The 18,780-nt window shown below is 69.2% G+C and carries 21 protein-coding genes; 5 read left to right on the plus strand and 16 right to left on the minus strand.

Translation table 11 applies throughout. From position 1 onward, the window contains the following. The 7 genes from ACWAUG_RS07215 to ACWAUG_RS07245 are packed head-to-tail and all read right to left on the minus strand — an operon-like array spanning nucleotide 1 to nucleotide 6,557. Nucleotides 1–1,617 (minus strand): hypothetical protein, encoded by a 1,617-nt coding sequence (locus tag ACWAUG_RS07215; RefSeq protein WP_460802006.1) that lies wholly within the window; start codon nucleotides 1,615–1,617, stop codon nucleotides 1–3. Further along, complete coding sequence (locus ACWAUG_RS07220; protein WP_460802007.1) at nucleotides 1,607–2,392, minus strand: TIGR03943 family putative permease subunit; 786 nt, start codon at nucleotides 2,390–2,392, stop codon at nucleotides 1,607–1,609. The genes ACWAUG_RS07215 and ACWAUG_RS07220 overlap by 11 nt, the downstream gene beginning before the upstream one ends. Beyond that, nucleotides 2,385–3,431, minus strand: coding sequence for a permease (locus tag ACWAUG_RS07225; RefSeq protein ID WP_460802008.1), 1,047 nt, complete (start codon nucleotides 3,429–3,431; stop codon nucleotides 2,385–2,387). Before ACWAUG_RS07225 ends, ACWAUG_RS07220 begins: the two co-directional genes overlap by 8 nt. Further along, complete coding sequence (locus ACWAUG_RS07230) at nucleotides 3,428–3,841, minus strand: Fur family transcriptional regulator (protein ID WP_460802009.1); 414 nt, start codon at nucleotides 3,839–3,841, stop codon at nucleotides 3,428–3,430. The genes ACWAUG_RS07225 and ACWAUG_RS07230 overlap by 4 nt, the downstream gene beginning before the upstream one ends. A 9-nt stretch (nucleotides 3,842–3,850) precedes the next feature. Further along, complete coding sequence (locus tag ACWAUG_RS07235; protein WP_460802010.1) at nucleotides 3,851–4,732, minus strand: metal ABC transporter permease; 882 nt, start codon at nucleotides 4,730–4,732, stop codon at nucleotides 3,851–3,853. Next, nucleotides 4,729–5,565: a metal ABC transporter ATP-binding protein gene (locus ACWAUG_RS07240; RefSeq protein ID WP_460802011.1), complete on the minus strand. Its 837-nt coding sequence runs from the start codon at nucleotides 5,563–5,565 to the stop codon at nucleotides 4,729–4,731. Before ACWAUG_RS07240 ends, ACWAUG_RS07235 begins: the two co-directional genes overlap by 4 nt. After that, complete coding sequence (locus ACWAUG_RS07245) at nucleotides 5,562–6,557, minus strand: metal ABC transporter solute-binding protein, Zn/Mn family (RefSeq protein ID WP_460802012.1); 996 nt, start codon at nucleotides 6,555–6,557, stop codon at nucleotides 5,562–5,564. The genes ACWAUG_RS07240 and ACWAUG_RS07245 overlap by 4 nt, the downstream gene beginning before the upstream one ends. A 72-nt stretch (nucleotides 6,558–6,629) precedes the next feature. Here ACWAUG_RS07245 and ACWAUG_RS07250 point away from each other — a divergent pair, with 72 nt between their 5' ends. Further along, nucleotides 6,630–7,340, plus strand: coding sequence for a lysophospholipid acyltransferase family protein (locus tag ACWAUG_RS07250; RefSeq protein ID WP_298041276.1), 711 nt, complete (start codon nucleotides 6,630–6,632; stop codon nucleotides 7,338–7,340). A gap of 18 nt (nucleotides 7,341–7,358) precedes the next feature. Here ACWAUG_RS07250 and ACWAUG_RS07255 read toward each other — a convergent pair whose 3' ends face one another. From ACWAUG_RS07255 to ACWAUG_RS07275, 5 genes are read right to left on the minus strand one after another with little or no spacing between them, the layout of a single operon-like run. Beyond that, nucleotides 7,359–8,714 carry a dihydrolipoamide acetyltransferase family protein gene (locus ACWAUG_RS07255; protein ID WP_460802013.1) on the minus strand — a complete coding sequence of 452 codons (1,356 nt, stop codon included), beginning with the start codon at nucleotides 8,712–8,714 and terminating at the stop codon, nucleotides 7,359–7,361. Between the two features lie 50 nt (nucleotides 8,715–8,764). Next, complete coding sequence (locus ACWAUG_RS07260) at nucleotides 8,765–9,745, minus strand: alpha-ketoacid dehydrogenase subunit beta (protein WP_298041281.1); 981 nt, start codon at nucleotides 9,743–9,745, stop codon at nucleotides 8,765–8,767. Further along, nucleotides 9,745–10,884, minus strand: coding sequence for a pyruvate dehydrogenase (acetyl-transferring) E1 component subunit alpha (gene pdhA, locus ACWAUG_RS07265; RefSeq protein ID WP_298041283.1), 1,140 nt, complete (start codon nucleotides 10,882–10,884; stop codon nucleotides 9,745–9,747). The genes ACWAUG_RS07260 and pdhA overlap by 1 nt, the downstream gene beginning before the upstream one ends. A 30-nt stretch (nucleotides 10,885–10,914) precedes the next feature. Beyond that, a complete protein-coding gene (locus ACWAUG_RS07270) occupies nucleotides 10,915–11,976 on the minus strand; it encodes a histidinol-phosphate transaminase (protein ID WP_460802033.1) in 1,062 nt (353 codons plus the stop codon). Nucleotides 11,977–12,033: 57 nt separating this feature from the next. Further along, entirely contained in the window at nucleotides 12,034–12,546 is a 513-nt protein-coding gene (locus ACWAUG_RS07275; RefSeq protein ID WP_298041285.1) for a Fic family protein, read from the minus strand. Between ACWAUG_RS07275 and ACWAUG_RS07280 the strand changes: the two genes are divergently transcribed. Continuing rightward, entirely contained in the window at nucleotides 12,545–12,946 is a 402-nt protein-coding gene (locus ACWAUG_RS07280; protein WP_298041290.1) for a phage holin family protein, read from the plus strand. The two genes, ACWAUG_RS07275 and ACWAUG_RS07280, sit on opposite strands and share 2 nt — an antisense overlap. A 2-nt stretch (nucleotides 12,947–12,948) precedes the next feature. Here the strand turns inward: ACWAUG_RS07280 and ACWAUG_RS07285 are convergent, their stop codons facing one another. Both ACWAUG_RS07285 and ACWAUG_RS07290 read right to left on the minus strand, forming a co-directional pair. Then, nucleotides 12,949–14,244, minus strand: coding sequence for a hypothetical protein (locus ACWAUG_RS07285; RefSeq protein ID WP_460802014.1), 1,296 nt, complete (start codon nucleotides 14,242–14,244; stop codon nucleotides 12,949–12,951). Continuing rightward, nucleotides 14,241–14,504 (minus strand): hypothetical protein, encoded by a 264-nt coding sequence (locus tag ACWAUG_RS07290; RefSeq protein WP_460802015.1) that lies wholly within the window; start codon nucleotides 14,502–14,504, stop codon nucleotides 14,241–14,243. Before ACWAUG_RS07290 ends, ACWAUG_RS07285 begins: the two co-directional genes overlap by 4 nt. A 130-nt stretch (nucleotides 14,505–14,634) precedes the next feature. Here ACWAUG_RS07290 and ACWAUG_RS07295 point away from each other — a divergent pair, with 130 nt between their 5' ends. Together ACWAUG_RS07295 and purB are read left to right on the plus strand one after the other, a co-directional pair. After that, entirely contained in the window at nucleotides 14,635–15,159 is a 525-nt protein-coding gene (locus tag ACWAUG_RS07295; RefSeq protein WP_460802016.1) for a low molecular weight protein-tyrosine-phosphatase, read from the plus strand. A 1-nt stretch (nucleotide 15,160) separates the two neighbouring features. Then, nucleotides 15,161–16,570: an adenylosuccinate lyase gene (gene purB / locus ACWAUG_RS07300; RefSeq protein ID WP_460802017.1), complete on the plus strand. Its 1,410-nt coding sequence runs from the start codon at nucleotides 15,161–15,163 to the stop codon at nucleotides 16,568–16,570. A gap of 57 nt (nucleotides 16,571–16,627) precedes the next feature. On the opposite strand, the gene ACWAUG_RS07305 is transcribed toward purB, so the two are convergent. Together ACWAUG_RS07305 and ACWAUG_RS07310 are read right to left on the minus strand one after the other, a co-directional pair. Then, the gene (locus ACWAUG_RS07305; protein ID WP_298040821.1) at nucleotides 16,628–16,960 is read right to left on the minus strand and encodes a hypothetical protein; all 333 of its coding nucleotides are present in this window, start codon (nucleotides 16,958–16,960) and stop codon (nucleotides 16,628–16,630) included. Then, a complete protein-coding gene (locus ACWAUG_RS07310; RefSeq protein WP_460802018.1) occupies nucleotides 16,957–17,604 on the minus strand; it encodes an acyl-CoA synthetase in 648 nt (215 codons plus the stop codon). The genes ACWAUG_RS07305 and ACWAUG_RS07310 overlap by 4 nt, the downstream gene beginning before the upstream one ends. 285 nt (nucleotides 17,605–17,889) lie before the next feature. Here ACWAUG_RS07310 and ACWAUG_RS07315 point away from each other — a divergent pair, with 285 nt between their 5' ends. Beyond that, complete coding sequence (locus ACWAUG_RS07315; RefSeq protein ID WP_298040824.1) at nucleotides 17,890–18,777, plus strand: helix-turn-helix domain-containing protein; 888 nt, start codon at nucleotides 17,890–17,892, stop codon at nucleotides 18,775–18,777. Nucleotides 18,778–18,780 lie beyond the last annotated feature (3 nt).

Raw genomic sequence — 18,780 nt, forward strand, 5'->3', positions numbered from 1 at the left:
TCAGAACGCCGGGGCCATGGCGCACCAGGAGACGTCGAAGCCCGTGAGCGCGACGAGCTCCTCCCCCGAGCGCAGGTCGAGCAGGTGCGTCTCGAGCCGCTTGGGCAGCGGCACGAGCATGTCGTCGTAGGTGTTGCCCGCCAGGTCGGGGGCCACCGTCACGGCGGCGTACTGCCCGCTCGGCGAGGCGCACGCCTGCAGGATCGCGTTCCCGGCTCCGACTTCGAGCAGCGGCGTCGCCTGCCCCTCGTCATCGACGCGGATGATCGCCTGCCCGGTGGGAAGGCCCACCTCGTCGCGGGCCACGACGTGCCGCAGGGTCCCACCGGGGAACGGCGTGATGGTCGTCGCGGCGCCGTAGTCGGGCTCGGATGCCGCGAGCGGGACCTCCGAGCCATCGGCGAGGTTCAGCTCCACGACGCTGCCGTCGATGCGCTCGACGATCGCGGTGTACGTGCCGCGGGAAACCCCCAGCAGGCGCATGGCGAGTCCGAGGGGCTGCGCACCGGCGTCGCCGGAGCGGTCGTCGAGCGACAGCGTGCCGTCGAAGTCGATGAACAGCACGGCCGTCGAGTCGGGCACGAACTGCCACTCCGCGATGCTGGCCTCCGTGTCACCGACCTCGATGATGCGCGGTTCGTCCCCGCCGGAGATCGACTGGGTGACCAGCACGCTCGCGCGCCCGCTCTCCTCGCTGATCTCGCGGTCGGAGTAGGTGTAGCCGACGAGCCCGCCGCGTTCGGAGACCTGCACTGCGCTGACGTACCCGTCGCCGGGCAGGACGAGCTCGCGCTCATCCTCGCCGGAGAGGTTCATGACGAGGATGCGCGATCCGTCTTCGTCCTCCACCGCGACGATCAGGTGCGTGGACGTCGCCCGGTAGTCGTTGATGCGCGGATGCGTGAACACGGGCTGCGCCTCGCCGGCGAGGTCGGTGCGGAAGATCTGGTCGTCTTCATCCGTGCGGTTGAGGAGGAAGACCTCGGAGGCCGGGGTCGTGAACGAGGTGCGCAGATCGGCTGCCGGGCCTCCCCCGACGCCGGTCGCGTCCGCGACCGTGACGGTGTAGTCGGTCTCATCGTCGAGTGGAACGGTGAAGCGGATGCCGATGCTGCGGCCCGTGGCATCCACCGTGAACGGCACCGCCGGTTCGACCGTCACCTGTTCAGCGGCGATCGGTTCGACGGCCTGGTTCAGGGTGAGGATGACGCGGCTGCCCGAGACCTGCATGGCCTCGTCCGCATCGACCTGAACATCGCTGATGCGCGGCCCCTGGAACAGGCTCACTGCGCCGAGGCCGGTGGCCACGACCGCGAGAACACCGACGACGGCGAGCAGCGAGGCCAGGAAGCGGCGATCGCGCGGCGGTCGAGGGGCGGCGGGCGGCTCTTCCACGAGGGGCGGGACGGCCGCGAAGACCGGCTCGGGGGCGAGCGGGATCGCGGGGACGCTTTCGACGCGCTCCGCCGAGCGGTAGACGGGGGCGGCCGGCGCCGGTGAGTCGACGGCTTCCGCCCCAGACGTTGCCGCAGCCGCCGCCTCGGCGACCTCCGCCGCTTCCCGCGCCGCGCGCGCCTCGGCGCGGGTACGGGGCGCGGGCTGACCCTCAGTACTCATAGGGATCCCCCGGCTCATCGATCTCGACGACGCTCTCGGGGATGACCCGCAGCCCGCCGTTCTCATCGGCGGCGACCGTTCCGGTGACCTCGATCCACTGCCCGGTTCCATAGCTGGAGGCCTCCAGAGACACCGGAACAGCGGCGGGCTGGGCGTCGATCACGCAGTGCGTGATGACCAGACGGGTCAGGTTCACGGCATCCGCGTCCTGTCCGGGGGTGACGAAACCCGTGAGCGTGACGGTCGAGCCGTCATAGGATTCGGGGCGCGACGCTGTGGCGAAGACGGTCGACCATTCGCCGATGCCGAACGTCGTCGTGTCGGCGACGCCGAGCGTGGGGGTATCGGCGCCCGCGAAGAGGACCCCGCCGGTATCGGCGCGCGACATGGCGAGCTCGACCGAGAGGGATGCCGGGGGCAGCACGAGGGCCGCGATGACCACGCCGCTGGCGGCGACGCCCGCCGTCACGGTTCCGATGAGTCCGAGAGCGCGTTTCGCAGAGCCCGCGGCCGAAGCATCCGGCCCCTCCTGCGCTGAACCGTGATCATGCCCGTGGTCGTCCTCCTCGCCGGGGGCGAGCGTGAACGACCAGATCGCGCCGATCAGCACCGCGACGGCGCCCGCGCAGGCGAACCAGATGGATCCGGGGCTGATGTAAAGGGTCAGCCGCCCGGCGATCGCGAGCCCCAGGGTGACGATCGAGATCACGACGGCGAGCCCGAGCCCGAGCCAACGGGACGCGATGCCGCGAAGGCGAGAACGTGATTCAGCCAAGGACGTTCACCCCGATTCCGATCGCGAAGGCGCTGAGCAGCACCACGACGACCACGCCGATGAGCGTGCGGGTCGTGAACGTGGTGCGCAGCAGTGCGAGCATCTTGACGTCGACGAGCGGGCCGACCAGCAGGAAGGCGATGAGCGCCCCCGACGAGAACGTCGAGGCGAACGACAGCGCGAAGAACGCGTCGACGTTCGAGCAGATCGCGACCGTCATCGCCAGCGCCATCATCGCCACGATCGACAGCACGGGGTTCGACCCGATCGCCAGGAGCACATCGCGCGGGATGAGCACCTGCACGGCCCCGGCGAGCGCCGAGCCGATCACGAGGGCGGGCATCACCGCGCGCAGTTCGATGAGGAACTGGGTGAGGCTGCGCCGCGTGGGCGTGCCGTGCTCGTGGGTGACGCGCTCACAGGTCGCGGTGAACTGCTGGGTGAGCAGTGCGTCGGGCGAGGGGTGGCGGCTGTAGATCCAGCCGATGAGATTCGCGATCAGGTACCCGCCGACCAGGCGGGCGATGAGGATGCCGCCGTCCCAGCCGAATGCGGCGTGCGTCGTGATGATGACGATGGGGTTCACGATCGGTGCGGCGATGAGGAAGGTCATCGCCTCGGCCGGCGCGAGCCCGCGCATCATGAGGCCGCGGGCGAACGGCACGTTGCCGCACTCGCAGACGGGGATCAGCATCCCGAGCAGCGACAGCGCGGCGCGGCGGGCCCAACCGGCCCGCGGCAGCCAGCGTTGGATGGCGTCGGCGGGCAGCCAGACCTGCACGACGATCGACAGCACGACGCCGAGCACGACGAAGGGCAACGCTTCGATCAGCACGCTGAGGGCGAGCGTCAGCCCGTCCTGCGCGCGGGTGGGCAGGGATTGGGGGAAGAGCGCCGGGAGGAACCGGTCGATCGCGAACAGCGCCGCGACGACGACGGCGCCCAGGAGCACGCCGATCCAGGGCGAACGCCGCGGACGCTGCGGATGACGGTGCCCGCCCGCAGTCGAACGGTGGCGGTGCGTCGAGACGGCGCTCATGCGCCCTCGTCCTTCTTCGCGCGCTGATTGGCGCACGGGGTGCACAGGCCGAAGATGTCGACGACGTGCTCGGCGGCGGTAAAGCCGTGCAGCGTGGCGGTTCGCTGCGCCCAGGCCTCGACGTCCTTCGCCTCGATCTCGACGGTGAGGCCGCACGAGCGGCAGATCAGATGGTGATGATGGCCCTCGGTCGAGCAGGCGCGGTACAGCGCCTCACCCTCGGGGCTCTGCAAGGAATCCGCGTCGCCGGAGGCGGCGAGGCCGGAGAGGGCGCGGTAGACGGTCGCGAGACCGATTCCGGTGTTCTCCTCCCGCAGGGTCGCGTGCAGCGCCTGCGCGCTGACGAATCCGCGCGCATCGGAGAGCGCTTCGCGCACGCGTTCGCGCTGCCACGTGTTCCGCTGAGCCATGCCTCGAGTCTAGGCCGCGGCGATGGACCGGGGCTGGGCGCGCTTGACCCGTTCGCGAGAGCGCTGCACCACCCAGCATCCGGCGTAGATGAGGAAGGAGATCGTCGTGATGTAGGGGCTCACCGGCAGGGTGCCGGCCAGCGCCAGCAGGATGCCGCCGACGGCGGAGACGAAGCCGAACAGCGCCGCCAGCAGCGGCACGCTGAGGGGGCCGGCGGCGACGCGCATCGCGGCCGCCGCGGGGGTCACCAGCAGCGCCATGACGAGTAGCGCACCGATGATGTGCACGCTGACGGCGACGATGAGCCCGAGCAGCACCATGAACGCGAGGCTGATGACGCGGGTGGGGATGCCGCGGGCGGAGGCGGCGACCGGGTCGAGCGAGTCGAAGCGCAGGGGGTTCCACATGAGCAGCAGGCCTACCAGGACGAAGGCGCTGATGCCGATGAGCCAACCCAGGTCGGGGCTGGAGACCGACACGATCTGACCGGTCAGCAGGCTGAAGCGGTTGGCGCTGCGGCCGTCGTAGAGCGAGAGGAACAGGATGCCGAGGCCGAGGCCGAACGGCATGAGCACACCGACGACGGAGTTGCGGTCACGGGCCTTCGAGCCGAGGACGCCGATGATGATCGCCGCGACGAGTGCGCCGCCGAGGGAGCCGGCCACCACGCTGCCGCCGAACAGGAGCGCGGCCGCAGCGCCCGCGAAGGACAGCTCGCTGACGCCGTGCACCGCGAAGGCCAGATCGCGCTGCATCACGAAGACGCCGACGAGACCGCCCACGATCCCGAGCACGGCGCCGGCGATGATCGAGTTCGTCAGCAGTGCGACGAGGGCTCCGTAGTCCTGGAACGAGAAGACGTCGGACCAGTCGATGAGCGGCCGGATCATGCGTCGTCCTCGTCGTCGTGGTGATGGGGTTCGGCATCGGGGACGCCGACGACCACGAGCCGGTCTCCGGCGCGCAGCACGAAGACGGGTGTTCCGTAGAGGTCGGTGAGCACGCGGCTCTGCAGGACTTCATCGGGGGTGCCCAGAACGAAGCGTCCGCCGGCGATGTAGAGGATGCGGTCGACCCGGCCGAGGATCGGGTTGATGTCGTGCGTGACGAACATCACTGCGGCGTCGCGCTCCTTGCGCTGCCGGTCGATGATCTCGGTGACGCCGAGTTGGTTCGCCAGGTCGAGGTTCGAGAGGGGCTCGTCGCACAGAAGCAGGTCCGGAGCGTCGGCGAGGGCCTGACCGACGCGCAGCCGCTGCTGCTCGCCACCGGAGAGGAGTCCCACGCGCCTGTCGGCGAAGGCCGTGGCGCCGACGTCTGCGAGCAGCCGGTCGACGCGCTCGCGGTCGCCGCGGCGCGGGATCGGCAGCCCGAAGCGGGTGCCGTTGACGCCGAGAGCGACGACGTCGCGGGCGCGCATGCTCGTCTCGGGAGGGAGCGGCCTCTGCTGGGGGATGTACCCGATGCGCGGATTGCCGCTGCGCACCGGTCCCCCGGCGACGCGGATGGCGCCCTCGCTCAGCGGCTGCAGGCCGAGGATCGCCCGCATGAGGGTGGTCTTTCCCGAGCCGGAGGGGCCGAGGACGGCGATGAACTCACCGGGCTCCACGGTCAGGTCGAGGCCGGACCACAGCTCGCGGTCCCCGCGGCGCAGACCCGCGCCCCGGATCTCGAGGACCGGGGTGCGGGCGGCATCCGACGCGTCGCCGGGAGTCGCGCTCACGAACGGAGCGCGTCGGCGAGGTTCTGGATCGCGTCGTGCATCCATTCAGCGTACGACGCCTCACCCTCCAGAAGCTCCGTGAACGCCACGATCGGGATGCCGGCGGCCTCGGCCGCCTGCTCGATGCGCTCGGTCTCGGCCCCTCCGGTCTGCGCGTTGGTCAGCACGACCACGACCTCGCCGGAATCGATGGCGTCGAGGGCCCGCAGAAGCGTTGCCGGTGCGACATCGCTGCCCTCCTCGACGGCCGAGGCGAATCCGTCCGGGGCGAGATCCGTGAGACCTGCCGCCGCGGCGATGTAGCCGGGCAGCGGTTCGGTGATGAAGACTCCGGTGCCTTCGGCCGAGGCGGCGAGCTCCTCGAGATCGCCCTCGAAGCCCTCGAGCTCGGAGATGATCTGATCGGCGGATGCCGTGAACCCGGCCGCGCCATCGGGGTCGAGCTCGCCGAGCTCCTCGGCGAGCCCCGCGACGACGTGGATCATGGTGTGCGGGTCGAACCAGACGTGCTCATTGAAGCCGTCGATGTGATCGTGGCCCTCATGGTCGTCGTGGTCGAGCTCGTCGTGTTCCGCGTGATCGTGCTCCGCGGCATCCTCGCCCTCATGCTCATCTCCATGCCCCTCGTTCCCGGGGAAGTCATGCGAGAACTCGACGGCCGAGAGGACATGGGCGTCCGACCCTTCGAGCAGGGCATCCATGAAGGAGTCGTAACCGCCGCCGTTCTCGATCACGAGGTCGGCGCCCTGGACCGTGAGCCGGTCCCGGGCGGACGCCTCGTAGGAGTGCGGGTCCTGCGAGGCGGAGGTGATGATCGAGGTCACGTCCACGCGGTCGCCGCCGATCTGTTCGACCAGGGAACCGTAGATGTTGGTCGTCGCGACGACGGCGATTGCCACGCCATCGCCCGCACCGGGCTCCGTCGTCGATGAGCATCCCGCCAGAACGAGGGCGGAGGCGGCCAGCAGAACGAGGGAGCGGGGCTTGTGCATGCTTCGACACTACACGCTAATGATAACCATTCTCAACACGGATGGGCGATGAGTGCCGGATAGTGTGATCGGGTGACCGCATCTGACCCGGCGGCCCCCGCCGTCGCATCGCGACCAGGGGCCGTCTACTTCATCGGGCGGGCGCTGCTGCGACCGCTTTTCGGACTGATCTACCGGCCTCGATACAGCGGGCAGAAGAGCATCCCCGCCGGAGGGCCGGTGCTGCTCGTCAGCAACCACCTGTCAGCCCTCGACACCCTCGTCATCCCGACGGCGGCGTCGCGGCCCGTGCAGTTCCTCATCAAGTCGTCGTTCTTCACCGACTCCGGCCCCCTCGGAGGCGCGAAGCGCTGGTTCTTCACATCGATCGGCGGCGTCCCCGTGCACCGCACGACCGGACGCGACGCCCGCGCCGCACTCGACGCGGGCGTGAGCATCCTGCGCGCCGGCAGCGTGTTCGCCGTCTTCCCCGAGGGGACGCGCTCCCGCGACGGCAGGCTGCACGACGGACACGGCGGAGCCGCATGGATGGCCCACGAGACCGGGGCGACGATCGTTCCCGTCGGCCTGATCGCCACTGCGACCGCCACGCCCTTCGGATACCTGCGCCGCGGAGCACCGCGCCTCGAGGTGCGCTTCGGCACCCCTCTGGATCTCGACGACCTCGACGGGTTGCCGGGCGGCAAGGCCCGCCGCGAGATCACCGAACGGATGATGGCGGCGATCGCCGCGCTCAGCGGCCAGGAGCGCTCCGGCAGCGTGAACGCGAGCTCGCGGGACTGAGCACCGTCGGCCGGCGGATCAGTCGACCAGCAGCGCCGGCTCCTCGAGGATGGATGCGACGTCGGCGATGAAGCGGCTCATGCCGTCGCCGTCGATCACGCGGTGGTCGAAGGATCCGGCGACCGTGGTCACGTAGCGCGGACGCACCTCGCCGTCGACGACCCACGGCTTCTGGCTGATCGTGCCCATCGCGAGGATCCCGGCCTCACCGGGGTTAATGATCGGCGTGCCGGCGTCCATCCCGAACACGCCGATGTTCGTGATCGTGATGGTGCCGCCCTGCTGGTCGGCCGGCGGCGTCTTGCCGTCGCGGGCGGTCAGCGTCAGACGGTTCAGTGCGCGGGCGAGGTCGCGCATGCTGAGGTCCTGCGCGTCCTTGATGTTCGGCACCAGCAACCCGCGCGGGGTCGCCGCGGCGATGCCGAGGTTCACGTAGTGGCGCACGGCGATCTCGGCGCCGTCCTCGGTCTCGACCCAGGCGGCGTTGACCATGGGGTTGCGGCGCACGGCCCAGATCACGGCGCGCGCGACGATGAGCAGCGGCGACACCTTGATGTCGGCGTAGTCGGGCGAGGCCTTCAAGCGCTTGACGAGCTCCATCGTGCGGGTCGCGTCGACCTCCTTCCACACCGTGACGTGCGGTGCCGTGTAGGCGCTGCGCACCATCGCCGAGGCGCTGGCCTTGCGCACGCCCTTGACGGGGATCGCCTCACTGCCGGCCTCGTTCACCGAAGCGGACGAGCTCTGGTCGACGGCGATGCCGCGGGCGAGCCCGATCGCCGGATTCTGCGGGGCGGGGACGGTCTCCTCGCGGACGCTCCCCCACTCGGGCGTCTCGATGTTGCGGAAGACGCTGGCCTGCGAGGCGTGCTTGACGACGTCATCGCGGGTCACCTCGCCGTCGGTCCCGGTAGGGGTGACGGATGCCAGATCCACACCCAGATCGCGGGCGAGCTTGCGGATCGGGGGCTTGGCGATCACGCCGACCGATGAGCGCACCGGGCGCACCGCGGGGCGGCGGCGACGCGAGCTCGCCCCCGCGCCCGAGCCGTAGCCGACGAGCACCGAACCGGATCCTTCACCGGCATCGGCAGCAGGAGCCGCCGGCGCCTCGACAGGGGCCGCGGGCGCAGCATCCGAGACGAAGGTGATGATCGGCGTGCCGACCTCGACCGTCGCGCCCTCGTTGACGAGCACCTCGCCCACCACACCGGCGTACGGCGAGGGCAGCTCGACGAGCGACTTGGCCGTCTCGATCTCGCAGATGACGTCGTTGATCGCCACGGTGTCGCCGGGGGCGACCTTCCACGCGACGATCTCGGCCTCGGTGAGACCCTCGCCGACGTCGGGGAGGGGGAAGTTCTGGGTGCTCATGGGGTGCCCTTCATTTCGACTCGCTGCGCTCGCGCAACGACCGGAATCGGTCAGTAGGCCATCGATCGGTCGACCGCATCGAGGATTCGATCGGCGTCCGGCAGGAATGCGCCCTCGAGGTTCGCGGGCGGGAACGGGGTGTCATAGCCCGAGACGCGCAGCACCGGGGCTTCGAGCGCGTAGAACGCCCGCTCCATGACGGTGGCCGCGATCTCACTGCCCAGACTCGTGAAGCCCGAGGCCTCCTGCGCGTAGACCATGCGGCCGGTCTTGCGCGCCGAATCGAGGATGGGGCCGTAATCGACCGGAGACAGCGAGCGCACATCGACGACCTCGCAGCTCGTGCCCTCGCCCTCGGCGAGCGCCGCCGCCTGCAGCAGCGTCGTGACCATGGCGCCGTGACCGACGAGCGTGACGTCGGTGCCCTGGCGCACCACGCGCGAGGCGTGCAGCGGCAGCGCCGATTTCTCGAGGTCGACCTCTCCCTTGGGCCAGTAGCGGCTCTTCGGCTCCATGAAGATAACGGGGTCATTCGAGCGGATCGCCTCCTGGATCATCCAGTAGGCATCGTTCGGCGTCGACGGGGACACCACGCGCAGGCCCGGGGTGTGCGTGAAGTACGCCTCGGGGCTCTCCTGATGGTGCTCGACGGCACCGATGTGCCCGCCGTAGGGGATGCGGATGACGATCGGCAGCGACAGTGCGCCCTCGTGCCGGTTCGTCAGCTTCGCGAGCTGCGTGGTGATCTGATCGAACGCCGGGAACACGAAACCGTCGAACTGGATCTCGATCACCGGGCGGAAGCCCGCCATCGCGAGGCCGATCGCCGTGCCGACGATCCCGGACTCGGCCAGGGGCGTATCGAGCACGCGATGCTCGCCGAAATCGCGCTGCAGGTGCTCGGTGATGCGGAACACTCCGCCGAGCTTGCCGATGTCCTCGCCCATGAGCAGGACCTTCGCGTCGTCTTCCATCGCCCGGCGAAGACCGGCGTTCAGCGCGCGGCTGAAGGGCATCGTCTCGAGTGCCATCAGCGTGCTCCTCCGTCGGTCGGCTCGTCGAACGAGGCCTCGTACTGGGCGCGCCAGGCGCGCTGCTCCTCGATCAGCGGGTGCGGTTCGCTGTAGACGTGGTCGAAGATCTTGTCGGCCGACGGCGGGGTCAGCGCGAGTGTCCGCACGCGCAGGTCTTCCGCGGCGGCGGCGGCCGAGGCGTCCACGTCGTCGAAGAAGGATGCCGCAGCACCCTTGCCCTCGAGGAACGCGCGCATGCGCGCGATCGGATCGCGCTGCGCCCAGGCGGCCTCCTCGTCGGAGGTGCGGTACTTGGTCGGGTCATCGCTCGTAGTGTGTGCGCCGAGCCGGTAGGTCTCGGCCTCGATGGCGCGCGGGCCGCCCCCGGCGCGCGCCTCTTCGAGCGCGAGACGCGAGACGGCATAGCTGGCGAGCACGTCATTGCCATCGACGCGGACGCTCGGGATGCCGTAGCCGGCGCTGCGCTGAGCGAAGGGCACGCGCGTCTGCGTCGAGACGGGCACGGAGATCGCCCACTGGTTGTTCTGCAGGAAGAAGACGGTCGGCGCCTGGTAGCTGGCGGCGAAGACCATGGCCTCGTGCACATCGCCCTGGCTGGATGCCCCGTCGCCGTAGTAGACGACGACGGCCTCATCGCGATCGGGGTCGCCGGTGCCGGTGCGGCCGTCGAAGGTCAGGCCCATGGCGTATCCGGCGGCGTGCAGGGTCTGCGAGCCGAGCACCAGCGTGTAGAGGCGCGTGTTGCCGTTCTTCGGGTCGGTCGGGTCCCAGCCACCGTGCGAGACACCGCGCATGAGCTTGATGATGTCGACGGGGTCGACGCCGCGGATGCGGGTGACCGCGTGCTCACGGTACGAGGGGAACAGCGTGTCCTGGGCGCGGGCGGCGCGGGCCGAGCCGACCTGCGCGGCCTCCTGGCCGCGGCTCGGCGGCCAGAGCGCGAGCTGGCCCTGGCGCTGCAGGTTGGTGGCCTGGTTGTCGATCGCACGGATCTCGACCATGTCGCGGTAGAACTGCTCGAGCTCGCTGTCGCTGATCGCATCGATCAGCGACAGGTACTGCTCGGCGGCAGGGCTGGGCGCGAAGCGGCCGTCCGCCTCCAGGACGCGGACGATATCGGTCTCTGAGGAGGTCACCGTTCTACGCTATCCGAGCCGCGGTCATGATCACTGGAGAGGCTCGACAACGGATTCCGCGATCTGCAGTACCTTCTCTACCGATTCATGCTCTCCGACGGATATACGGATCCCATCGCCCGAGAACGGCCGGACGATCACATCAGCGGCGGAGAAGGCGGCGGCGACCTCGTCGGTGCGCTGGCCCGTGGCCAGCCACACGAAGTTCGACTGGCTCTCGGGGATGTCCCAGCCCTGAGCGCGCAGGGCGCTGACGAGCGTGTTCCGACGCTCGACGATGACGGCGACGCGCTGGCGCAGCTCGGCCTCGGCGGCGTCGTCGAGGCTCGCGATGGCCGCGACCTCCGCCGCGGATGTCACCGACAGCGGGATGCCGGTCGCCCGGGCCGCGTCGAGCACCTTCTCCTGACCGATCGCGTAACCGACCCGCAGCCCCGCCAAACCGTACGCCTTCGAGAAGGTGCGCAGAACGACGACGTTCGGGTGGCTCTCGTAGATGCGCTCCGCGAGCCCGTCCACGGCGTCTCCGTCGGTCACGAACTCGGCGTAGGCCTCATCGAGGATGACGAGCACATCGGCGGGGACCCGTGCGAGGAACGCGGCGAAGTCGGTCGAGGTGATGATCGGCCCCGTGGGGTTGTTGGGCGTGCAGACGATGATCGCGCGGGTGCGATCGGTGACGGCATCCGCCATCGCGTCGAGGTCGTGACCGCCCTCCGCCGTCAGCGGCACCTGCACGCCGGTCGCCCCGGCGACCAGCACAAGTCCGGGGTAGGCCTCGAAGGAGCGCCAGGCGTAGACCACCTCATCGCCGACGGATGCCGCGGCCTGCACCAGCTGGTAGAGGATCGCGACACTGCCGCTGGCGACGTGCACCTGGTCGGCGGTGACGCCGTAGCGCGCGCCGAGAGCATCGCGCAGGCGGCCGGCCGTCGCATCCGGGTACCGGTTGACCGGCGTCGTCTTCTCCAGCGCCGCGAGCACCGCGGGCAGCGGATCGAAGGGATTCTCGTTGCTGGACAGCTTGAAGGCATCGGCGCCCGCCTGCTTTCCCTGACGGTACGGCGCGAGCGCCATGATCTCGGGACGCATACGGGGAAGAATCGGCTCAGTCACGATGGTCAGTCTACGAGCGGGTCCTCTCGACGGTCAGATCAGTGGTTCAGAGATCATCCTGCTGTCCAACGCGATCATCAGCTCTTTCTCCTTCGGATCGCTCATCGCCACCAGGAGCGTGATCGCGGCGAGCGCGCTGTTGTTGATGGCGATGCCACGCCCGCCATCAAGCAGACCGTTCTTGCTGAGGAATGTGACGAACAACGCTGCCGCACTGCGTTTGTTACCGTCTGAGAGAGGGTGATCTTTGACGATCAGATACAGCAGATTCGCGGCCTTCTCTTCTGCGGTCGGATACAGGTCTGCACCAGCGAGCCCCTGATAGATCGCACCGATGACTGCGGCGAGCTGCTGCCTGGTCAGCCATACCGTTTCCGCATCCGCGCGGATCTCCAGGATCGTCGCACCATCGGGAGCAGTGTAGAGCTCTACGTGAGTCGCCGATTCAGCCATCATGACTTCACGGTTGACGGAGCCACCGACAGAGAGGGCGATCGAGTTCGCCGAATCGCTGACCGGTGGAGCGTGCGAGACTGAACGGACCATGCGCTTCATCATCAAAGTCGTCGTCAACGCCTTCGCCCTCTGGGTGGTGACGCTGATCCCGATGCTGCAGGTGGGCATGACCGCCTTCGACCCCGCCGGTGACCTGCAGCTCCTGCTGACCTATCTCGCCGTCGCCGCGATCTTCGCCCTGGTGAACTCGATCATCGGCACGGTCATCAAGATCGTCGCCTTCCCCCTGTACCTGCTGACCTTCGGGCTCATCTCGCTCATCGTGAACGGGTTCCTGCTGTGGCTGACCGCGTGGATCACCTCGGGACTGGGCTGGGGACTGAGCGTCGGCGACTTCTGGTGGGGTGTCGTCGCCGCGATCATCATCGCGATCATCAACGCCGTCTTCGGCGCGATCCTGCGCCCGCAGAAGAAGAAGCGCCGCCGCTGACCTCATCCGCGCTCGGCCACGTACTCGGTCGAGACGACGCTCTCGGCCTCGGCCAGCTCCTTCCAGTACTGCTCCATGCTCGCCATGCGCGGATCATCCGAGGCATCCAGGAGCGCTGCCGTATCGATGTAGTCGCCGAGCCAGTGCGTCTTCAGCGCGAGATCCTGCACCCCGGGCAGTGGATCGCCGACGCGCGTGACGACCATGCTGTCCGCTGAGCCGCTGCCGCCGGGGGAACCGCCGCCGGCGAGCGCGCTGACCATGTCGTCGGTATGGCGCAGCTCGATGATCTGCTGACCGGGTTCGAGGGTCGGATGCACGGGGCTGCCCGCCGTCACCTGCAGCCCGACGTCGAAGTGGCTCTGGGTGGCGAGGTAGGCGGAGTTCATCGCCGCCTGCGAGTGGGCCCACACATCGACGCGGTCTCCGGCCTCGGCGCCGGCCTCTTCGAGAGCGCGCACCGTGGCGGCGTAAGAGGCCGACTCCTTGCCGGTGTAGAGCTCGAGGTTGGATTTCAGATCGAGCGGGTTCTTACCGCCGATGCCCGCGGACGATGTGCCGTGGGCGTAGAGGATGAAGCGGTTGCGCCCATCGGGCATCGTGTACTTCTCGACCTTGAGCTGCGCATCCGACCCCTTCTGCGGGAAGCGGCCGAACGCCTCGGCGAGACTCGTCGGGGGCCGGATGCCGTACTGCGTCTGCCCCGCGCTCACCCGTACCGGGCCGCCGCTGCCCTGCAGGGTCGCGCCGGGGGCGAGCGGGCCGACACCCGCCCCGACCTTGGCCGCCGCGGCGAAGATCAGGCCCGCCAGATCGATCCGCATCGGGCCGAAGATGCTCGTGTCGAATTGACGGTCGAGCCCCTCGAAGCGCTTCTGCTCCCACTGGGCCATCATCTGCTCCTCGATCTCGAGGATCTTCGGATCCGATGCGGTGAGCGCCGCGATGCGCGCCTGCAGCAGAAGCGTCGCCGCCGCGTCGTCGCGGATCGTCCGCGCCGCGAGCTCGGCGCGCAGCTCGACCAATTCGTACACATCCGCCATGAGAAGCGTGCTCCGCGCCCCGCTGACGCACTCGGCCTGCAGGGCCTCGCACCGCTCGGTCGCCGCCGCGAGCTGTCCGGTTCCGCCCCCGAAGAATCCGGCGCCCGAGCTCAGATGGCCGAGCGCCGTGCTCACGGCGGCCGCGGCATCCGCGAATCCCAGCGAAAGCGCGAAGAGGGAGTCCGCGACCTGTCGGAGCGCCTCGGGATCGACGGCGATCGCCCCGCCGTGCGTGATCTCGATCTGACCGCTCATGCCCCCACCACCCGGTCGATCTCGCCGATCCGCACCGCCAGTTCGCTCAGCTCGAACGCGGTGCGCTCAGCTGCGTCCGTCACCCGCAGATTGAGCTCGCGCACCCCCTGCGCCTGCCACATCGTTTGCTCGACGAGCGAGGCGAGGGCCGCGCCTGCGCCCTCGAGTGCGCAGACCGCATCGTTCAGAGCGCGGCGCGCCGCATACGCGTGCCAGATCTTCTCGGGGGTTCCGCCATCGGCGGCGATCGTGTTCAGCATGCCCCCAGCCTGTGACGGGGCCGGAGCGCCCGCCGATCGCGCAGGCGGGATCCGTGCGCCGATCGCCCGGGCCATCGGATGTGCAGAAAGAGAGCGTGACTGCTGGGCAGAAGAATCACCGACCTGCACAATGGGAGTTGTGACACTGTCGGACCCCTTCCGCGTCATCTTCGTGTGCACGGGCAACATCTGCCGCTCCCCCATGGCGGAGGTGGTCTTCCGCGAGCTCGCGGAGCATCAGGGCCTCGGGCCGATTCTCGTCTCCACGAGCGCCGGCACCGGCGAATGGCACGTCGGAGAGCGCGCCGATTCCCGCACGATCGACGCGCTCGACCGCCGGGGCTACGACGGCTCGATGCATCGTGCCAAGCAGTTCACCGCGGCATCCTTCGCCGAGAACGACCTCGTCATCGCCCTCGACCGCACCCACGAGCGCATCCTGCGCGAGTGGGCCCGCGACGAGGACCAGGAGGGCAAAGTGCTGCTCCTGCTGTCGTTCGACCGCGACGCTCACGGCCTGGACGTGCCCGACCCCTACTACGCCGACGACGGGATGTTCGATTCGGTGCTGACTATGATTGAGACCGCGACCAGGGGCCTGTTCCGTCAGCTCGAACCCGCGTTGCGACCCAGCCGCACGACGCCCCGCATCTGAGGTGAGGGGCCCGATCAGGAGGACTCCCCTGACTACGCCGAACACCTTCCCCGTCCAGCCGCTGAGCCCTCTCGACGGCCGCTATCGTCCGGCCGTCGCGCCGCTGGGCGACTATCTCTCCGAGTCGGGCCTGAACCGCGCCCGCGTCGAGGTCGAGGTCGAGTGGCTCATCGCCCTCACCGACCGCTCGCTGTTCGAGACCTCGCCCCTCTCAGATTCCGACAAGGAGCGCCTGCGCGGCCTCTACCGCGACTTCGGGCAGAACGAGATCGACTGGCTCGCCGAGAAGGAGGCCGTCACCCGTCACGATGTGAAGGCCGTCGAGTACCTCGTGCGCGACCGGCTCTCGACCCTCGGCCTCGACGCGATCGCCGAGCTCACCCACTTCGCCTGCACCAGCGAGGACATCAACTCGGTCTCCTACGCGCTGACCGTCAAGCGCGCGGTCGAGAATGTCTGGCTGCCCGCACTGGATGCCGTGATCGAGAAGCTGCGCGCCCTCGGCGTCGAGCACGCGGATGCCGCGATGCTCTCCCGCACGCACGGCCAGCCCGCCACCCCCTCGACAATGGGCAAGGAGCTCGCGGTGTTCGCCTGGCGTCTGGAGCGCGTGCGCGCCCAGATCGCTGCATCCGATTTCCTCGCCAAGTTCTCGGGAGCGACCGGCACCTGGTCGGCGCACCTGTCGGCCGACCCCGACGCCGACTGGCCGACCATCGCCCGCGAATACGTCGAGGGCCTCGGCCTGGGCTTCAACGTACTGACCACCCAGATCGAGTCGCACGACTGGCAGGTCGAGCTCTACGACCGCATGCGTCACGCCGGCGGCATCCTGCACAACCTCGCCACCGACATCTGGACCTACATCTCGATCGGCTACTTCACGCAGATCCCTGTGGCCGGCGCCACCGGATCCTCGACGATGCCGCACAAGATCAACCCGATCCGCTTCGAGAACGCCGAGGCGAACCTCGAGCTGTCGGCCGCGCTGCTCGGATCGCTCTCCCAGACGCTGGTCACCAGCCGCCTGCAGCGCGACCTCACCGACTCGACGACCCAGCGCAACATCGGCGTCGCCTTCGGCCATTCGCTGCTCGCACTCGACAACCTGCGCCGCGGCCTGGGCGAGATCTCCCTCGCCCGCGAGGTGCTCCTCGGCGATCTCGACACGAACTGGGAGGTGCTCGCCGAGGCCATCCAGACCGTGATCCGCGCCGAGGTCGTCGCCGGTCGTTCGACGATCAGCGACCCCTACGCACTGCTGAAGGAGCTCACGCGCGGGCACCGCGTGGGAGCCGCGGAGCTCGCCGAGTTCGTCTCGGGCCTGGAGATCGGGGATGCCGCGAAGCAGCGTCTGCTGGCTCTCACCCCCGCGACCTACACGGGTATCGCCGAGCGCCTGGCGAAGTAGCCGTTCAACGCAGAAGCCCCGAGCCAGTGGCTCGGGGCTTCTGCGTTGTCCCGGCGATCAGTCGCCGGCGGGCTTGTCCTCGGGGTCTTCGTCGTAGAGCACGGGGCGCTCGACGGTCGCCTCGTCGTACTGGCGGGGGTCGACGGCGAGGATCAGCATCGACATGATCAGCAGCGTCACGATGAACGCACCGCCGCCGACCACCAGACCGAGACCCACCGGGGTCAGCCCCTCGTACGTCCCGTTGGCGATCATGGCGTTCACCCGCGAGGTGAAGGCTCCCGTCGACACGAGTGTCACCGCGGCGGCGAACACTCCGCACGCCAGGGCGATCCCCAACAGGTGCAGGGGGCGCAGAAGCTCCCGGCGCTCGACCTTCTTCTCACTCACGACTGTCCTCCCGTCTCGACCGGCTCGCTCGTGGCGGTGCCGGTCGCGGCATCCTTCTTCTCCTCGGCGCGACGCGGCGAGAACCCGGCGATCGCGAGGAAGACCGCGACGATAGCCGTATATCCGCCGAGCATGCCGACGGCCAGGATGATTCCGGTGAGCGTCAATGCTCCCGCCCCCTCGACCGTGTAGTCGAGCGAATAGCCGACCGGGATCACGAGGAGGATGACCGCGAGAAGGAGTCCGAGCACACCGATCGTGATCGAGTCCTTGGCGGTGCTGTCGATGTTGCGGGCGCGCAGGCCCGCGATGAGTTCGATGAGGCCGGTCGCCGCGGCCCAGATGATGAGGACGAGGAAGAACGCGCCCTCGGTGCGCAGGGCCGGAACTCCGCTGACGGCAGCCGCGAGGAGGTCGACGATGCCGAGCAGGATGTAGGGCGCGCGTCCGTCGGGACGCGGTACGACCCAGGCGGCGATGAGGAGCACGAGTCCGCTCGCCGCCACGAATCCGCCGAAGACGGAGAAGCCGACTTCGGCCGAGTGATCGGCGGAGAACGTGACCATGACCGCCGACAGCGCGGCGAAAAAGGCGCGCAGAAGTTGGACGTGACGCACGGTGAAGGTGCGGGCGGTGGCAGACATGGCTCTTCCTCGGTCTTCCGGGGTGATGCTTCCAGTCTACGCGCGGGCAGGAGCGCCCAGGCCCAGGAAGAATGCGGGGCCGGCACTCGTCCCCAGAACGACTGCCGGGCCCCGCAGAAAGCACGCAGCGGGGGGACACTGCGCCACAGACGAACCATGGCCACTGCGCCCAGTCGCGAAGCCCGTCGTGTCACCCACACCTGAAACCCGGCGGCCCGGGCGATCGTGCGTGGACTTATGCTCGAGAATACTGAGTACGTTTTCACATACCTGGGGATGTCTGTGATGGTCGAGCAAGAAGATTTCGCTGAGGCCCTCCGCGACGCGATACGTCGGCGTGGAGTGACTCTGACCTGGCTGCGCGAGCATCTGGCCGACAGCGGCAACCCCGTCTCCGCGGCGACGCTCAGCTATTGGCGGTCGGGGGCGCGGCGCCCGGAAGGCGCGCAGTCGATCGCGGCGATCGAGCAGATCGAACAGCTCCTGCGCCTGGAGGCGGGCACGCTGGTCTCGCGCATCGGCCGCAGCCAGCGGGTCGGACCGCTGCCGAGCGCGCAGTACCCCCTGGAGGCCGCGCGCCTGGAGAAGACCGTCTCGGAAACGTTCGCCGCGCTGGGCGCCCCCGCGATCGACCCGGCGCGCGATGTGTCGACGACGTCGGTGACGGAGGTCGGCGCCGATGGCGCAGTGATCTCGCGCACCACCCGCACCCTGCTGCAGTCGACATCGGGGACCATCACGAGCGTCCCCTACCTCGAGATCACGGCCGGGGTTCGATCACCGGCGCCGATCTACTCGGTGATCGCCGGCGGCCGCATCTCCGACGTGTACTCGCACCCCGGAGGCGAGGTGCACGGCGCGATGTTCGAGCTGGAACGTCCCCTGGGCCCCGCCCAGACGACGATGCTCGAGTGGTCTCTGACGCTGCCCGACGGCTTCCCCCTTCCGCACGAGACGGGGCACGGGATCGCCCGACGGGCCCGCGAGCTCGTGCTCTGGACCCGCTTCCACCCCGACGCGCTCCCTGACTGGATCGACGAGATCGAGGAATGCCCGGATGGCACGACCGTCACGCCGCTTCACCTCGATGGCGCGACTTCCGTCCACCAGGTGCGTCAGAACTGGGGACCGGGGATGCTCGCGCTGCGCTGGGGATACGGCCCGCGGCCCTGAGCC

Source organism: Microbacterium sp. GXF6406 (assembly GCF_054798215.1).

What these genes read in the sequence shown, in the direction of transcription:
- ACWAUG_RS07215 (WP_460802006.1), bottom strand. Translation starts at nt 1,617, where the DNA reads ATGAGTACTGAGGGTCAGCCCGCGCCCCGTACCCGCGCCGAGGCGCGC.
- ACWAUG_RS07225 (WP_460802008.1), bottom strand. Translation starts at nt 3,431, where the DNA reads ATGAGCGCCGTCTCGACGCACCGCCACCGTTCGACTGCGGGCGGGCAC.
- ACWAUG_RS07230 (WP_460802009.1), bottom strand. Translation starts at nt 3,841, where the DNA reads ATGGCTCAGCGGAACACGTGGCAGCGCGAACGCGTGCGCGAAGCGCTC.
- ACWAUG_RS07235 (WP_460802010.1), bottom strand. Translation starts at nt 4,732, where the DNA reads ATGATCCGGCCGCTCATCGACTGGTCCGACGTCTTCTCGTTCCAGGAC.
- ACWAUG_RS07245 (WP_460802012.1), bottom strand. Translation starts at nt 6,557, where the DNA reads ATGCACAAGCCCCGCTCCCTCGTTCTGCTGGCCGCCTCCGCCCTCGTT.
- ACWAUG_RS07255 (WP_460802013.1), bottom strand. Translation starts at nt 8,714, where the DNA reads ATGAGCACCCAGAACTTCCCCCTCCCCGACGTCGGCGAGGGTCTCACC.
- ACWAUG_RS07260 (WP_298041281.1), bottom strand. Translation starts at nt 9,745, where the DNA reads ATGGCACTCGAGACGATGCCCTTCAGCCGCGCGCTGAACGCCGGTCTT.
- ACWAUG_RS07270 (WP_460802033.1), bottom strand. Translation starts at nt 11,976, where the DNA reads ATGCGTCCCGAGATCATGGCGCTCGCGCCGTACCGTCAGGGAAAGCAG.
- ACWAUG_RS07280 (WP_298041290.1), top strand. Translation starts at nt 12,545, where the DNA reads ATGCGCTTCATCATCAAAGTCGTCGTCAACGCCTTCGCCCTCTGGGTG.
- ACWAUG_RS07275 (WP_298041285.1), bottom strand. Translation starts at nt 12,546, where the DNA reads ATGGTCCGTTCAGTCTCGCACGCTCCACCGGTCAGCGATTCGGCGAAC.
- ACWAUG_RS07285 (WP_460802014.1), bottom strand. Translation starts at nt 14,244, where the DNA reads ATGAGCGGTCAGATCGAGATCACGCACGGCGGGGCGATCGCCGTCGAT.
- ACWAUG_RS07290 (WP_460802015.1), bottom strand. Translation starts at nt 14,504, where the DNA reads ATGCTGAACACGATCGCCGCCGATGGCGGAACCCCCGAGAAGATCTGG.
- ACWAUG_RS07295 (WP_460802016.1), top strand. Translation starts at nt 14,635, where the DNA reads ATGGGAGTTGTGACACTGTCGGACCCCTTCCGCGTCATCTTCGTGTGC.
- ACWAUG_RS07310 (WP_460802018.1), bottom strand. Translation starts at nt 17,604, where the DNA reads ATGTCTGCCACCGCCCGCACCTTCACCGTGCGTCACGTCCAACTTCTG.
- ACWAUG_RS07315 (WP_298040824.1), top strand. Translation starts at nt 17,890, where the DNA reads ATGGTCGAGCAAGAAGATTTCGCTGAGGCCCTCCGCGACGCGATACGT.